The organism is Myxococcus sp. AS-1-15, assembly GCF_020037055.1.
GTDB classification, from domain to species: domain Bacteria; phylum Myxococcota; class Myxococcia; order Myxococcales; family Myxococcaceae; genus Myxococcus; species Myxococcus fulvus.
Genome location: NZ_JAIQDF010000019.1, coordinates 217958 through 232282, shown reverse-complemented (window position 1 = coordinate 232282; position 14325 = coordinate 217958). Strand labels below are relative to the sequence as shown.

The following is a 14325-nucleotide window of genomic DNA, read 5'->3' as shown; positions in this document are numbered from 1 at the left end:
CGCGTGGGAGAGTAGGTCGCTGCCGGATTCTTTTTGAGAAGCCCTCGTCGCCTCGTGCGACGGGGGCTTTTCTTTTTCCGCGTGGACCACCCGCCTCAGCGCTCCAAGGACCTGCAGGCCTGGGGAAGCGCGGCGTGCCCAACGCGGCCTGCGTGGCTGTCCTGCTCAGCGCCGGACCCCATGCCTTCGTACACGAAGCCCTCGTTGCGCGCCTGTTCGTCATCGCGCGGACGGCCGGCGAGCTCGACCGCGTCAATGGCGCCACTCGGCTCCCTGAGCGACTCCGCGCGCCGCTTCGCTGCCCCGGCGCGCGTCGAAGGGCTTCGGCCGACACCGTTTCTCCCGCAGGAATCCGGCGGGAGTCGCCGTCGCGGCGCCATCGGTTCAAGCACCGGGCGGGGTGGGATCAGCGCGGCCGATGTGGGGCGTTTGCCGGGAGCGCATCAGGTCCTGTCCGACAGACGACGCTGCGCCTGGTCCCCACGCTGCCTCCGAGTGGCCTCTGAACCCCTCAACCTTCTGAATTCGTTCGGCTTTTGGGGCTGCCGAGGTGTTTGACTCGCTATCTGTGCAGAACTAGAGTCCCACTTCTCCGCCCGGTCTGCGCTCCGCCTGCCGCGGTGCTCACCCCGGCCTCGGACCGCTCCACGAGATGAAGAAGCCGACCCTTTTTGGGAAGTACCTGCTCCTCGAGCGCATCAACGTCGGCGGCATGGCCGAGGTGTTCATCGCGAAGGCCTTCGGCGTCGAGGGCTTCGAGCGCATCCTCGCCATCAAGAAGATCCTCCCCACGATGGCGGAGGACGAAGAGTTCATCACGATGTTCATCGACGAGGCGCGGATCAGCGTTCAGCTGAACCACGCCAACATCGTGCACATCCACGAGCTCGGGAAGCACGACGACACCTACTTCATCGCCATGGAGTACGTGGCGGGTCGCGACGTGCGGACCATCCTGGAGCGGTACCGGCGGCGCAAGGAGATCATGCCCACCGCCCAGGCGGTGTTCATCGCCTCCAAGTTGTGTGACGGCCTGGACTACGCCCACCGCAAGAAGGACGCGCGCGGCCAGGACCTCCACATCATCCACCGCGATGTGTCGCCGCAGAACGTCCTCATCTCGTACGAGGGCGAGGTCAAGGTCATCGACTTCGGCATCGCCAAGGCGGCCAACCGCTCGCAGAAGACGCAGGCCGGCATCCTCAAGGGCAAGTTCGGCTACATGAGCCCGGAGCAGGTCCGGGGCATGCCCATCGACCGGCGCAGCGACATCTTCGCCGTCGGCGTGCTGCTCTACGAGATGCTCACCGGCGAGAAGCTCTTCGTCGGCGAGTCGGACTTCTCCACCCTGGAGAAGGTGCGCAACGCGGACGTCCCGCTGCCGCGCGAGTTCAACCCGAACATCCCCCCAGGGCTCGAGAAGGTCGTCCTCAAGGCGCTCGCCCGCGAGCCGGAGGAGCGCTACCAGTGGGGCTCCGACCTCGCCGAGGACCTGATGCGCTTCCTCCTCGCGGGGGATGCCATCTACTCGTCGAAGCATCTGTCCTCCTACATGAAGGAGGCCTTCGCCGAGGACATGCTCCGCGAGGCGGAGAAGATGGAGCGGTTCGCGGGCATCGAGCGCCCGGACCAGATCGAGACCTCGGGCATCACCGTCCCGCCTCCCGCGCAGGTTCGCAGCACCAAGCAGCGTCCTCCGCCGGCGGTGGTGGTGACCGGCTCTCCCGCGGGGCGTGCCCCGACGGCGCCGGGGCATCCAGCCCCTGGCTACATCCCGCCTCCCTCCGCCGAGGAGCTGGAGGAGATGGGCGTCGGCGCGGGCGACAAGACGCAGATCGTCGACTCGACCCAGACCTTCATGTCGCCGGAGACGCGCGTCGCCGAGAGCAGCGTGCTCGTCGACGACAGCATCACGGGACGGTCCGAGAACCCCACGCTCCAGGGCAGCGGCACCGCGTCCGCCTATCCGTCGCGTGAGCCCGAGCCCTCGATGCGCAAGGGCAAGAGCGGGCCCAAGGCCCAGGTGGTCATCGCCAGCGAGGACGGCGAGGCCTACTCCGGCGCGACGATGATTGGCCCGGCGCCGACGGCTCCGCCCTCGCGCTCGAGGCCGATGGAGGACGAGCCGCCCGAGGAGACGACGGGCAACATCACCGTCGCCCAGAACGGGCGAGGGGGCCGTGGCGGTCAGCGCGGCTCGCAGCAGCCCCACGACACCGGCGCCTTCGATGCGCCCCAGGACGAGGGCTACGACCACCAGGACGGCTACGGTCAGCACGACGACGGCGCCTACGCCGACGACCACCAGGACCCCGAAGAGGTCACCGGTTCCCAGGCGCCCGCGCCCGTGGCGAACAAGGGCGGGAAGGGGAAGGCCAAGCCCGTTCAGCCCACGAAGGCCAAGCCCAAGGCGAAGGGCTCCGGCAAGGGGCAGCCGCCGCTCCTGCAGACGCTCGCGAACCTGCCCAAGCCGGTGCTCTTCGGTTCCGCGGCGGGCATCGTCGCCGTGTTGATTCTGCTCCTGGCGCTCGTGATGAGCGGCTCGGGGGGAGAGCAGGTCATCTTCTCCGTGACGCCCCAGGTGGGCGCGTCCGTCACGGTGAACAACCAGGCCGTCGAGCCGAACACCGTCCTGGCCCTCCCCGCCGGTGACTACGAGGTCATCGCCAGCGCTCCGGGACACAAGTCCGAGCGGAAGTTCGTGAAGGTCGTCGAGGGCACGCCGCTCGCCGAGTCCTTCAGCCTGGTGCCCGATGCAGTCGAGCCTCCTCAGGACGAGCCTCCCCCGAACAAGCCCGTCGAGGTGGCCGAGCGCCCCGCGACGCCCCCGGAGAACAACCCGGGAACGGTCGTGGACCCGGGCCAGCCCGGCACGCCTCCAGCCCAGCCTGGGACGGAGTCTCCGAGCGATGCGAAGCCGGGCACCGACTCGCCGACGGAGACGGTGAAGGTGGAGCCTCCTCCCAGCACGCCCACGGCCCCCGTGGAGCCGCCCGCGCCCAAGAAGCTCGCGGCGGTGTTCGAGGGCGCCGACGGCGCGGAGATCTCCGTGAATGGCAGCCGGGTGGGGCTCACGCCCGACGCGCGGATGGCCAACCTGGAGGCGGGCAAGACCTACCAGTTCACGGCGAAGCTCGCGGGTTACAAGCCCTACTCGGGCAAGTTCGTCGCCAAGGGAGAGGGGGACGAGCTGACCGTTCCGTTCCAGCTCGTGAAGGAGGAGGCTCCTCGGCCCCCCAAGCCCGTGGTACAGGCCGACCCGCCGCCGACTCCGAGGCCGCAGCCGCCCAAGCCGCCTCCGGCGTCCAAGGCCACGGGGACGCTGGCGTGCAGCACCAAGCCCGCGGGCGCGGAGATCTTCGTCGACGGAAAGAAGACTGGCCGACAGACGCCGGTGACCCTCGGCAGCCCCCTGGTCCTGCCGGTGGGCAAGCGGAAGATCACCTTCAAACTCAATGGCAAGACGAGCAAGCCTTTCGTTGTCTCCATCGCGGAAGGCAAGATGGAGAAGCTCGTCAACGTCGCCATCGAGTGAGGAGTCGGGCAGGCTGCGCGTCGTCGAATTGTTGAATGAACCGGTGCCGGGCGCGGTATGACGCCCGGCCCGCGACGCCACACGCTGAGGGAATGCGCCATGACCACGACGCCCATCCGGGGCAAGACCGAGGCCGGTCCTGCCCAGCAGCCTTTTTCCTATCCGCTCCGCCGTGAGTTCGTCGAACCCGACTGGAAGCGCATCCCCGGGTACAAGGACGTCACCCAGGCGGAGTGGGAGAGCTCCGTCTGGCAGCGCAAGCACACCGTCAAGAACCTGAAGGAGCTCAAGGCGACGCTCGGCGCGCTGCTCCCGGATGACCTGGCGGAGAGCCTGGAGCGGGATCAGCGCGAGCGCGCGACGATGTCCATCCTCGTGCCCCCGCAGATGCTCAACACGATGGACTTCCAGGACCTCTGGAAGGACCCCGTGCGCCGCTACATGCTGCCGGCCTTCGCGGACCGCCTGACGGACTGGCCCAACCACCCGAAGGCCAGCCGCGACAGCCTCCACGAGCAGGACATGTGGGTCGTCGAGGGGCTGACGCACCGCTATCCGACCAAGGTGCTCGCGGAGATGCTGCCCACGTGTCCCCAGTACTGTGGACACTGTACCCGCATGGACCTGGTGGGCAACGACGTGCCCCAGGTCAGCAAACACAAATTCTCGATAGGCCCCAAAGATCGCTACGAGCAGATGCTCGAGTACCTGCGTCGCACGCCGACGGTGCGCGACGTGGTGGTGTCCGGCGGCGACATCGCGAACCTGCCCATCCAGCAGCTCGAGCCGTTCGTCAGCTCGCTGATGGACATCCCGAACATCCGGGACATCCGTCTGGCCAGCAAGGGCCTGATGGCCATTCCCCAGCACTTCCTGCAGGACTCGGTGCTGGCGGGGCTGGACCGGCTGGCGAAGAAGGCGGTGGAGCGGGGCGTGGACCTGGCGCTGCACACGCACGTCAACAACGCCTCGCAGCTCACGCCGCTGGTGGGCAAGGCGGTGCGAAAGCTGTTGGACATGGGCTTCCGCGACGTGCGCAACCAGGGCGTGTTGCTGCGCGGGGTGAACGACAGCGCGCAGTCGCTGCTCGAGCTGTGCTTCACGCTGCTCGACCACGCGAAGATCCTGCCGTACTACTTCTACATGTGCGACATGATCCCCAACAGCGAGCACTGGCGGCTGTCGGTGGACCAGGCGCAGCGGCTGCAGCACGACATCATGGGCTACATGCCGGGCTTCGCCACGCCGCGCATCGTCTGTGACGTGCCCTTCGTCGGCAAGCGCTGGGTCCATCAGATCGCCGAGTACGACCGCGAGCGCGGCATCTCGTACTGGACCAAGAACTACCGCACGGGCATCGAGGCGAACGACCCCGAGGCCCTCAACCGGAAGTACGAGTACTTCGACCCCATCGACTCGCTGCCCGAGGCGGGCCAGGCCTGGTGGCGGGAACAGACGAAGGCGGCGTGATGGATTCCTCCGCGTGGGTGGTGCCCCCGTCGCCGGAGCCTCGCTCCGAGCGGACCTCGTTGAGCTCCGAGGGGCGCCGTCGCCTGTTCCCCCAGGCCACCGACGCGGAGTGGGCCGACTGGCGTTGGCATCAGCGGCATGCGGTGCGCGGGCTGGAGCAGCTCGAGCGCTACGTGCCGCTGACCGCCGATGAGCGCGCGGGCGTCCAGGAGACGGCCTCGCTGTTCCGCATCGGCATCAGCCCGTACTACCTGTCGCTCATCGACCCGGAGCATCCGTTCTGCCCGGTGCGCATGCAGTCCATCCCCGTGCGCGCCGAGGCGCGCGTGCGTCCCGGCGAGCTGGAGGACCCGCTCGGCGAGGACAAGACGCGGCCGGAGGAGTGCATCGTCCACAAGTATCCGGACCGGGTGCTGTTCCTGGCGCTGGATACGTGCTCGGTCTACTGCCGTCACTGCACGCGCAGGCGCATCACCCAGGGCGGCGTGGCGGAGCTGTCCAAGGACCAGATGCGGCGGGGCATCGACTACGTGCGCCGTCACCCCGAGGTGCGCGACGTCCTCATCTCCGGCGGAGACCCGTTCCTGCTCAGCGAGCAGCGGCTGGAGGAGCTGCTCGCGCCGTTGAGCGAGATTCCCCACGTGGAGATGATTCGCATCGGCACCCGGGTCCCCGTGGTGCTGCCCATGCGCGTCACCGACTCCCTGGCGAGCCTGCTGCGCCGCTACGCGCCCGTCTTCGTCGTCACCCACTTCAACCACCCGAAGGAAGTGACGCCCGAGGCTCGCGAGGCCTGCGAGCGGCTGGTGGACCACGGCGTGCCCGTGGAGAACCAGGCCGTGTTGATGCGGCAGCTCAACTCGGACGCGCGCATCATCAAGGAGCTGTCACACCTGCTGCTGCGCACGCGCGTGCGCCCGTACTACCTGCACCAGATGGACGTGGCGGAAGGCTGCGAGCACCTGCGCACGCCCATCGCCAAGGGGCTGGAGATCATCCAGCAGCTGCGGGGGCACACCACGGGGCTCGCCGTGCCGCACCTCGCGGTGGACCTGCCGGGCGGCGGCGGCAAGGTGACGCTCCAGCCGGACTACGTCGTCGAGCGCAACGAGCGCGAGACGGTGTTCCGCAACTTCAAGGGCGAGCGTTACGCCTATCCGGAGCCCGAGGAGACCGACTGCGCCTGTCCGTATGACGAGACGTGGCGCGAGCGGGCCCAGCAGTTCGGCTACCACCGGAAGGGCTGAGGCCCGGGCCTCGGCCCAGGCTCCGTGGGACGACGCTCAGTCGTCCCTCGACTTCTTCTTCCGGACGAACTTCTTCTTCGCCTTGGACGACTCGGAGCTGGCGCGGCGCACGGCCTTCTTCGCCGGCTTCGCGTCGCCGTCGCCCATCACCTCCACCTGCACGTTGTCCTCGGCCGACGCGGCGGCATCGGCGCCCACCGCGCCTCCACCCTCGCCCTCGGCGGTCTCCACGCCTTCACCGTTCTCGCCGCCCGCCTCGTCCTCGACGGGGATGCCAATCTCGACCTCGGGGCCATCGCCTCCGGAGGACTCCAGCTCGACGGGGTTCTCGTTGTCGAAGCCCTTCTGGACGGAGACCTCCTTCTCCTCGCTGGCCTTCGCCGCGGCGGCCTGGCGGGCCGCGGCCGCCTTGGCCTGGTCTTCCAGACGCTGGGCCTCGACCTTGGCGCGCTCGTTGCCCTCCGGCCCCATCTTCGCGGTGAAGCGCTCGTACTCCTTCGCGCTGACGCCGTGCTTCTCCATCACTGCGGCGGTGACGGCGGCCTGCTTGCGGCTGGCCTGTCCGCGCTCCTCGTTGCTCATCTCCGAGGGCTTGCGGTTGCCGAACTCCTCATCCACCTGCTTCATCGCCGCCGCTTCGTCCCGGCGGATCTGCGCCACCTTCTCGGGAGTCATCTCGCCCCCTTCTTGCGCTCCAGCACCGCCCGGAACGACGAGCAGGGCAGCGATGAGCATGGAGATGGGGCGGGACATGACGCGGCTCCTCGATGTTGGAAACAAGGGCATCTAAGCACGGCCATCCACCGGCGTGCACCGGTTGCGTTCCTGCTGGAGAACAGTGTGGCGACGGGGGCGAATCCCGTGAAGCCCCGGCGGGCGCGCGCCGGTGGGCTCAGCCATTGCGGCAGCTCGTACAGCCGTCCCGGGCGCTGGAGCACTGCTCCCGACCCTCGGCGCAGCGCGGGGGCAGGTCATCGCGGTCCGCGTGCCGGTCCACCAGGGCGCAGAGCTCCTCGGAGACCTCGCACGTCTGTGTCGCCGCGGCGCAGCGCTGGTCGCACGTCAGGTCGTCTCGCGCGGTCCGCACCCGCAGCTCCTCGAGTCGCGCGGCGGCGCCATCGATGGCCGCGTCGTCATCTCCCGCGACGCGCGTGTCCACGTTGCGCGCGCAGCCAGCCAGGAGGGACGTGAGGACGACCAGGGGCAGGGCGAAGGAGAGGGCACTCATGGATTCCCCTTACGCGCCGGGTTGCCCCGTCGTCCAGCGCCCCATGCTCCCAATGTCGGCCGATGACCGGCGCTCCGGCGCTGTCTGTTGCGCGCGCCCGACGGTGCGGAGTCTTTGCTCGGTCCGTGGAGAAGCGGCCTGAAGTTGTCGAAGCGCGACCCCCCCAGCAACGGTGGCCGCCGCGCTGGGCCGTTGTCCCATGCCAGGCGCGGCGGTCCATCGGCGGCGGATAGGCGCTCCGGTGGGACTGTCAGGTGCGTCGGCGAAGCCAGGGGCAGCGCCTCCCACGAGGCGGCCCGTCGGAGGAGTCACTGCACCGCTGCGCTGGGCTGACGTCCCATGGACGCCGCAGGTCGGGATGGCGCCCCCGCTTCGCGAGGTGCCTGGTGTGTTCGTCCACGCGGCCAGGGGCGAGGCGGCACGTGCAGGGCGATGCCCCCGTGCTCTCGAATGCTCAGGGGCGTCCCGAGTCCGGCGCCGTGGGCTGTGGCGCCGTGCTGGGGCGACGCGCGGGCTCCTCGGGACGCGACAGGTACAGATAGGCCGTCAGCGCCAGCAGGGCCATGACGGCGAGCCTGCGCAGCCAGTCCTCACGACGCCGCTGGGGCGATGCCTGGTCCTCCCGCGTCGCGGCCTCGAGCCCCGCCGTCACGTCGCCGCTCAGCGCTCGCAGCCTGCGACACGCCTCCACCACGGGCACCAGGCCCGCGGGAACCGGGGCGTCCTCGCGCTCCAGCGCCGCCGCGAGCATCCTCGCCCAGGCGGATTCCTCCTCCGCCGTCGCGGGCTCCCGGGCCCCGGGGAAGACATTCCGCGTCAACGACACGGCCGCCCGAAGGAGCATCACCGACAGCGCCTCGTCCGTGACGCCATAGAAGCGCGCGCAGTCGCCCAGGGACGCCCCCGTCACGAGTCGACGGGTGAGGACGGCGGCGGAGCGGGGCTCCATCTCTCGCAGGGCCCGGACGAAGGCCTGGGGGGGAGGTCGGGAAGGGGAGGACTCGGGAGGTGTCACGTGGCCGCCATCCTCGCCCATCCACTGGTCGTTTTCTTGAGGCACGTGGCCACCCTCCTACACTCCCAGGCCATGTTGCGACCTGTTGCACTCCTCCTGCTCCTGCTCGCCGCTCCACGCTCGCTCGCCGTGGAGACCCTGCGCATCGCCATCGAGGACACGGGGAGTGAGGTGCGCATCCGGGGACAGGGCCTCGGCTTCGGCGCGGACAGCGAGGAGGCCACCTACGTCTCCATCCCCTCGGAGGTCGCCATCGTCCGACGCAAGGCCGGCAAGCTCGAGGTCAACGGCGCGCCGGTGCTCGGGGACTCGGTGCGCTTCCGCGCCGGCTTGAGCACCTCCGAGGACGCGGGGACGATTCCCGGGGAGCAGCCCATCAAGGCCGGCAACACCCAGGTGCGCGGCGATGTCGTCGTGCGCCCGCTGCGCGAGGGCCTGCAGCTCATCAACGTCATCCCCCTCGAGGACTACCTGGCCGCGGTGCTCGGCAGCGAGATGCCCGTGTCCTTCCCGCCCGAGGCCCTCAAGGCCCAGGCCGTGGCCGCTCGCACCTACGCGTTGCAGAAGAAGCTGGATGCCTACAGCAACGCGTTTCATCTGGGCAGCAGCGTGCTCCACCAGGTGTACGGCGGCGTCAACCGCGAGGACCCGCGCACCCGCGCCGCCGTGGACGCCACCCGCGGCCAGGTGCTCACCTACGAGCTCGCGCCCATCGAGGCCTACTTCCACGCCTCCTGCGGCGGCCGCACCGAGTCCGGCCAGGATGCCCTCCACCGGGACTTGCCCTACCTGCAGCCCGTCGACTGCCCGTGCGGCCGGCTGCCCGCGAGCCGCTGGTCCGCCTCCATGTCGGATGCCGAGATCAAGGCGGCGCTCAAGCGGCCCGCCCAGGGCATGAAAATCACCGCCCGCACGTCCACCCGCCGCGTCACGCGCGTCACCCTGGGGGACGGCAGCTCGGTGGACGGCGTGGAGCTGCGGCGGAGGCTCGGCTACACCCGGCTCAAGAGCCTCGATTTCGAGGTGGAACGGACCGACCAGGGCTACCAGTTCTCCGGACGCGGCTATGGCCACGGGGCCGGGCTCTGCCAGTGGGGCGCCAAGGCGCTCGCCGACAAGGGCAGGGGGTACCTGGAAATCCTCACCCACTACTACCCCGGCGCCGAGCTGCAGCAGCTCTACTGAGGCCCCCGGCGTCGGCGCGCTTTCCGTGGCGGCGTGGGGGCTGCTACAAGCGCCAACCCCGTGTCGTCCCGCCTCTCAGACTACGACTTCGAGCTCCCCGAGTCCCAGATTGCCCAGGCGCCGCTCCCCCAGCGCGACGCCTCGCGGCTGATGCACGTGCGCCGCTCCTCGGGTGACGTGAGCCACCGCCAGTTCTCCGACGTGCTGGAGCTGCTCGGCGCCGGAGACCTGCTCGTCCTCAATGACGCCCGCGTCATCCCCGCGCGCCTGCTGGGCCAGAAGGCTGGCTCCGGAGGCCGCGTGGAGCTGCTGGTGGTGCGTCCGGCCGCCTCCACGCTCACCTCCGCCGCGCTCGGTGGTGCCCCCGAGTCGCTCGACTGGCTCTGCCTGGGCCAGGCCTCCAAGGGCCTCAAGCCCGGCCAGCGCCTCACGTTCGCCAGCGGCCTGGAGGCCGAGGTGCTCGAGGTCCTGGGGGGCGGGGAGTACCGCGTGCGCTTCCACGCGCCGCCCGGTGCGTCGCTGGCCTCGCTGCTCGACGCCGCGGGCCGCCTGCCATTGCCGCCCTACATCACCCGCGAACCCGACGCCGCGGACGCCGAGCGCTACCAGACGGTGTACGCCAAGGCCTCCGGCGCCGTGGCCGCGCCCACCGCCGGCCTGCACTTCACCCAGGACACCCTGGCCGCGCTCGAGGCCCGCGGGGTGCGCCGCGCCCTGGTGACGCTGGACGTGGGGCCCGGCACCTTCCTCCCCGTGCGCGAGGAGGAGCTGGACAAGCACCACATGCACCCCGAGCGCTACACCGTGCCCGAGTCCACCGCGCGCGAGGTGAACGCGGCGAAGGCGGAAGGCCGGCGCGTGGTGGCCGTGGGGACCACCGTGGTGCGCACGCTGGAGTCCGCCACCGACGCGGCGACGGGCCAGCTGCGCGAGGGTCCCGGCGAGACGACGCTCTTCATCCGCCCGGGCTTCACCTTCCGTCAGGTGGACGCGCTGTTGACGAACTTCCACCTGCCGCGCTCCACGCTGGTGGTGCTCGTCAGCGCCTTGTTGGGCCGGGAACGCACCCTCGCCGCGTATTCAGAGGCGGTGCGCGCGGGATATCGATTCTTCAGCTACGGCGACGCCATGCTGGTGTCGGAGTGAGTGTCATGGGTGAGCAGCACGAGCAGGACGCGGGCACGCCGCGCGAGAAGGGCGACACGCGGGTGGCGCCGGGCATGGTGAAGTTCGAGCTGCTCCACGAGGACGCGTCCGGCACCAAGGCCCGCCGCGGACGGCTCAATACGCCCCACGGCCCCATCGAGACGCCCATCTTCATGCCCGTGGGCACCGTGGGCAGCGTCAAGGGCGTGGGCCCGGACGATCTGCTCGCCATGGACGCGCAGATCATCCTCGGCAATACGTACCACCTGATGCTGCGCCCCGGTGAGGCGCTGGTGGGCGAGATGGGCGGCCTGCACCAGTTCGTCTCCTGGAACCGGCCCATGCTCACCGACAGCGGCGGCTTCCAGGTCTTCAGCCTGTCGGAGAAGCGGAAGATCACCGAGGAGGGCGCCGCCTTCCAGTCCCACCTCGACGGCGCGCGTCACTTCCTCACGCCCGAGCGCTCCATCGACATCCAGGAGACGCTGGGCGCGGACGTCATCATGGCGTTCGACGAGTGCCCGCCCTCCACCGCCGAGCGCGCGTATCTGGAGAAGTCCCTGGCGCGCACCACCCGCTGGCTGCACCGGTGCGAGAAGGCGTGGACCCGGGGGCGCTCGTCGCTCTTCGGCATCGTCCAGGGCGGCCTGCACGAGGATCTGCGCAAGCGCCACGCCGAGGAGGTGTGCGCGGTGGACCTGCCCGGCTACGCGCTGGGCGGCTACTCGGTGGGCGAGGCCCCCGAGGCCATGCACGCGGGCGTGGCGTACTCCGCGCCGCTGCTCCCCCGGGACAAGCCCCGCTACCTCATGGGCGTGGGCACCCCGGTGGACCTGGTGACGTGCGTGGAGCACGGGGTGGACATGTTCGATTGCGTGCTGCCGACGCGTTGTGCACGCAACGGCCTGCTCTTCACCTCGGAGGGCAAGCTCACCATCCGCAACGCGGCGTTCGCCAAGGACCCCAGGCCGGTGGACCCTGAGTGCTCCTGCTACACCTGCCGCAACTTCAGCAGGGCCTACCTGCGCCACCTGTTCGCGGCGGGGGAGATCCTCGCCATGCGCCTGAACACCCTGCACAACCTCCATTACTTCCTGGGGTTGATGGCCCAGGTGCGCCGGGCCATCGCGGAGGACCGCTACGCCGCCTTCGCCCGGGACTTCCGCGAGCGGGCGCGGGCCCAGGAGGCCGAGCGGACCCGTGGCCGCTGAGCGGGCGGTTGGGATGTCGGGGTTCCCGCGTTCACTTGCTCACATGGGGACCCCTTGCTAAGAGGGCCCCCTTTCAGGATGGGTTCCTCGATTAGCGTGGGGGGTCCCCCATCCCAAGCCTTCCACAACCGACGAGGCAGTCTGTGGCTGAGAGCTTTTTGATGCTGGCGCAGGCCGGGGGCGGCGGGACGAGCCCGCTGAACACCCTGGCTCTGCTCGTGGGATTGGTCGCGATCATGTACTTCGTGATGATCCGCCCACAGCAGAAGCAGATGAAGGAGCACCGCAACCTGCTCACTTCGCTCAAGAAGGGCGATGAGGTGGTCACCGCGGGCGGCATGCTCGGGAAGATCCACCAGGTGGACGAGCGGACCGTGACGGTGGAGGTCGCGAGCGGTGTGCGCATTCGCATCCTGAAGACGTCCATCAGTGCCAAGGGCACGGTGGCCGAGGGCGCGCAGGCGGGGGCGCCGACCGAAGAGAAGAAGAAGGAGGAGAAGTAAAAATGGACCGCGGCTGGTGGTGGAAGTTCGGACTGATTGTCGCGGTGACGCTGGGGACCCTCTGGTTCCTGATTCCGACGTATTACACGCTGGTGGTCATGGATCGTGACCAGCGCAACAACCTGGCGCTTCTCGAGGAGAAGCTGCCGGCGTGGGCGCCCCCCGCGAAGTACCGGCTCAACCTGGGCCTGGACCTTCAGGGCGGCATCCACATGGTGATGCGCGTGGACACCAAGACGGCGCTCCAGAAGCGGACCGAGCGCCGAGGCCAGCAGATCGCCACGTACGTCGCCGACAAGAAGCTCGGCGAGGTCACGGCGGATACGGACCCGGAGAAGCTCCAGCTCACCTTGACGGCGAAGGACCCGGCGACGATGGACGCCATCGAGAAGGACGTCCTGGCGACCTTCGGCGACTTCAAGCGGGTCAGCCGCGACGGCGCGACGCTCGTGCTGTCGCCCGACGACACGCAGGTGAACCGCTTCCGTGAGGAAGCGGTGGACCAGGCGATGCTCGTCATCCGCCGCCGCATCGACAAGTGGGGCGTGGCCGAAGTGGACGTGCGAAAGCTCGGCACCGACTCCATCCAGATTTCGCTGCCCGGTCGCAGCAACCCGGAGCAGGCCAAGGAGCTGGTGGGTACCACCGCGCAGCTCGAGTTCCGGATGGTGGACGACACCAACCCGCAGTTCTTCGCGCAGATGCTCCAGACGACGCCGCCGCCCGCGGGCAGCGACATCACCGTGACGGACGAGGGGGGCTTCGCGCAGCTGCAGAGCGCCTCGCGCGAGGCGCTGCTCGAGTACACCAAGGACAAGGTTCCGGAGAACCGCCAGGTGGTCACCGAGTGCATCGCGAACCCGCTGAAGAAGAACGAGTGCTCCTCGTACCGCACGTACCTGCTGGACAAGAACGTCCCGCTCACGGGTGAGAGCCTGGCGGGCGCGGACGCGTCCGTGAACCAGATGAACGAGCCGGAGGTGAACATCGCGTTCGACCCGGCCGGCGCGCGCGAGTTCGAGAAGCTGACCGAGGCGGGCGTGGGCCGCCGGATGGCCATCGTGCTGGACGACAACGTCCACACCGCGCCGAACATCAACGAGAAGATCGGCGGAGGCCGCGCGCGCATCACCATGGGCCGCATGGGTGCTCGCACCCGCGACGAGTGGCTGGGCGAGGCGCAGACGCTGGCGCTGGTGCTCAAGGCGGGCGCGCTGCCCGCGCCGGTGACGGTGGGCGAGATTCGTCAGGTGGGCGCGAGCCTGGGTGACGAGCTCATCAAGAAGGGCGGCCTGGCCGTGGTCCTGGGGCTGGGCCTGGTGGTGCTCTTCATGGCGCTCTACTACCGCAAGGCGGGGCTCATCGCGGACGTGGCCCTCATCCTCAACGGTCTGCTCATCCTGGCGGGGTTGGCGTTCTTCAACGCGACACTGACACTGCCTGGCATCGCGGGGTTCGTGCTGACGCTGGGCATCGCGGTGGATGCCAACGTGCTCATCAACGAGCGCATCCGCGAGGAGCTGTCCCACGGGAAGACGGCGAAGGCGGCGGTGGACCAGGGGTATGATCGTGCCTTCTGGACCATCTTCGACGCGCACGTGACGGCGCTCATCGCCGGCTTCATCCTGTTCTTCACGGGAACGGGGCCGGTGCGAGGCTTCGCCACCACGATGATCATCGGGCTCTTGGCCTCGCTGTTCACGTCCATCATGGTCACGCGCGTGCTGATGACCTACTTCGTCCACGGCCGTAATGCGCAGTCGGTGTCCGTCTGACCGGCGGGAG

Annotated in this window: 11 protein-coding genes; 8 read left to right on the top strand and 3 right to left on the bottom strand. The window is 69.4% G+C overall.

From position 1 onward, the window contains the following. Nucleotides 1-652 precede the first annotated feature (652 nt). The 3 genes from K8625_RS37710 to K8625_RS37700 all read left to right on the top strand — a co-directional run bounded on the left by K8625_RS37710 (nucleotide 653) and on the right by K8625_RS37700 (nucleotide 6252). On the top strand, nucleotides 653-3535 hold the full coding sequence (locus tag K8625_RS37710; protein WP_223785418.1) for a serine/threonine-protein kinase: 2883 nt from the start codon (nucleotides 653-655) through the stop codon (nucleotides 3533-3535). A 99-nt stretch (nucleotides 3536-3634) separates the two neighbouring features. Continuing rightward, nucleotides 3635-5005: a KamA family radical SAM protein gene (locus K8625_RS37705; RefSeq protein ID WP_141327821.1), complete on the top strand. Its 1371-nt coding sequence runs from the start codon at nucleotides 3635-3637 to the stop codon at nucleotides 5003-5005. Next, nucleotides 5005-6252: a KamA family radical SAM protein gene (locus K8625_RS37700; protein ID WP_223751715.1), complete on the top strand. Its 1248-nt coding sequence runs from the start codon at nucleotides 5005-5007 to the stop codon at nucleotides 6250-6252. Before K8625_RS37705 ends, K8625_RS37700 begins: the two co-directional genes overlap by 1 nt. Nucleotides 6253-6288: 36 nt before the next feature. Here K8625_RS37700 and K8625_RS37695 read toward each other — a convergent pair whose 3' ends face one another. From K8625_RS37695 to K8625_RS37685, 3 genes are all read right to left on the bottom strand, one after another. After that, entirely contained in the window at nucleotides 6289-7005 is a 717-nt protein-coding gene (locus tag K8625_RS37695) for a hypothetical protein (RefSeq protein WP_223751711.1), read from the bottom strand. A 139-nt stretch (nucleotides 7006-7144) separates the two neighbouring features. Further along, nucleotides 7145-7480 (bottom strand): hypothetical protein, encoded by a 336-nt coding sequence (locus K8625_RS37690; RefSeq protein WP_223785417.1) that lies wholly within the window; start codon nucleotides 7478-7480, stop codon nucleotides 7145-7147. 454 nt (nucleotides 7481-7934) lie between these two features. Beyond that, nucleotides 7935-8540, bottom strand: coding sequence for a hypothetical protein (locus K8625_RS37685; protein WP_223785416.1), 606 nt, complete (start codon nucleotides 8538-8540; stop codon nucleotides 7935-7937). Nucleotides 8541-8567: 27 nt separating this feature from the next. Here K8625_RS37685 and K8625_RS37680 point away from each other — a divergent pair, with 27 nt between their 5' ends. From K8625_RS37680 to secD, 5 genes are all read left to right on the top strand, one after another. After that, nucleotides 8568-9680 carry a SpoIID/LytB domain-containing protein gene (locus tag K8625_RS37680; RefSeq protein ID WP_223751708.1) on the top strand — a complete coding sequence of 371 codons (1113 nt, stop codon included), beginning with the start codon at nucleotides 8568-8570 and terminating at the stop codon, nucleotides 9678-9680. Nucleotides 9681-9740: 60 nt separating this feature from the next. Next, nucleotides 9741-10826 carry a tRNA preQ1(34) S-adenosylmethionine ribosyltransferase-isomerase QueA gene (queA, locus tag K8625_RS37675; RefSeq protein ID WP_223751707.1) on the top strand — a complete coding sequence of 362 codons (1086 nt, stop codon included), beginning with the start codon at nucleotides 9741-9743 and terminating at the stop codon, nucleotides 10824-10826. A 5-nt stretch (nucleotides 10827-10831) separates the two neighbouring features. Further along, nucleotides 10832-12037 (top strand): tRNA guanosine(34) transglycosylase Tgt, encoded by a 1206-nt coding sequence (gene tgt, locus K8625_RS37670; protein ID WP_370642022.1) that lies wholly within the window; start codon nucleotides 10832-10834, stop codon nucleotides 12035-12037. Nucleotides 12038-12180: 143 nt separating this feature from the next. Beyond that, nucleotides 12181-12540, top strand: coding sequence for a preprotein translocase subunit YajC (gene yajC, locus K8625_RS37665; protein WP_141327827.1), 360 nt, complete (start codon nucleotides 12181-12183; stop codon nucleotides 12538-12540). Between the two features lie 2 nt (nucleotides 12541-12542). Continuing rightward, a complete protein-coding gene (secD, locus tag K8625_RS37660) occupies nucleotides 12543-14315 on the top strand; it encodes a protein translocase subunit SecD (RefSeq protein WP_141327829.1) in 1773 nt (590 codons plus the stop codon). Nucleotides 14316-14325 lie beyond the last annotated feature (10 nt).

What these genes read in the sequence shown, in the direction of transcription:
- K8625_RS37710 (WP_223785418.1), top strand. Translation starts at nt 653, where the DNA reads ATGAAGAAGCCGACCCTTTTTGGGAAGTACCTGCTCCTCGAGCGCATC.
- K8625_RS37705 (WP_141327821.1), top strand. Translation starts at nt 3,635, where the DNA reads ATGACCACGACGCCCATCCGGGGCAAGACCGAGGCCGGTCCTGCCCAG.
- K8625_RS37700 (WP_223751715.1), top strand. Translation starts at nt 5,005, where the DNA reads ATGGATTCCTCCGCGTGGGTGGTGCCCCCGTCGCCGGAGCCTCGCTCC.
- K8625_RS37695 (WP_223751711.1), bottom strand. Translation starts at nt 7,005, where the DNA reads ATGTCCCGCCCCATCTCCATGCTCATCGCTGCCCTGCTCGTCGTTCCG.
- K8625_RS37690 (WP_223785417.1), bottom strand. Translation starts at nt 7,480, where the DNA reads ATGAGTGCCCTCTCCTTCGCCCTGCCCCTGGTCGTCCTCACGTCCCTC.
- K8625_RS37680 (WP_223751708.1), top strand. Translation starts at nt 8,568, where the DNA reads ATGTTGCGACCTGTTGCACTCCTCCTGCTCCTGCTCGCCGCTCCACGC.
- tgt (WP_370642022.1), top strand. Translation starts at nt 10,832, where the DNA reads ATGGGTGAGCAGCACGAGCAGGACGCGGGCACGCCGCGCGAGAAGGGC.
- secD (WP_141327829.1), top strand. Translation starts at nt 12,543, where the DNA reads ATGGACCGCGGCTGGTGGTGGAAGTTCGGACTGATTGTCGCGGTGACG.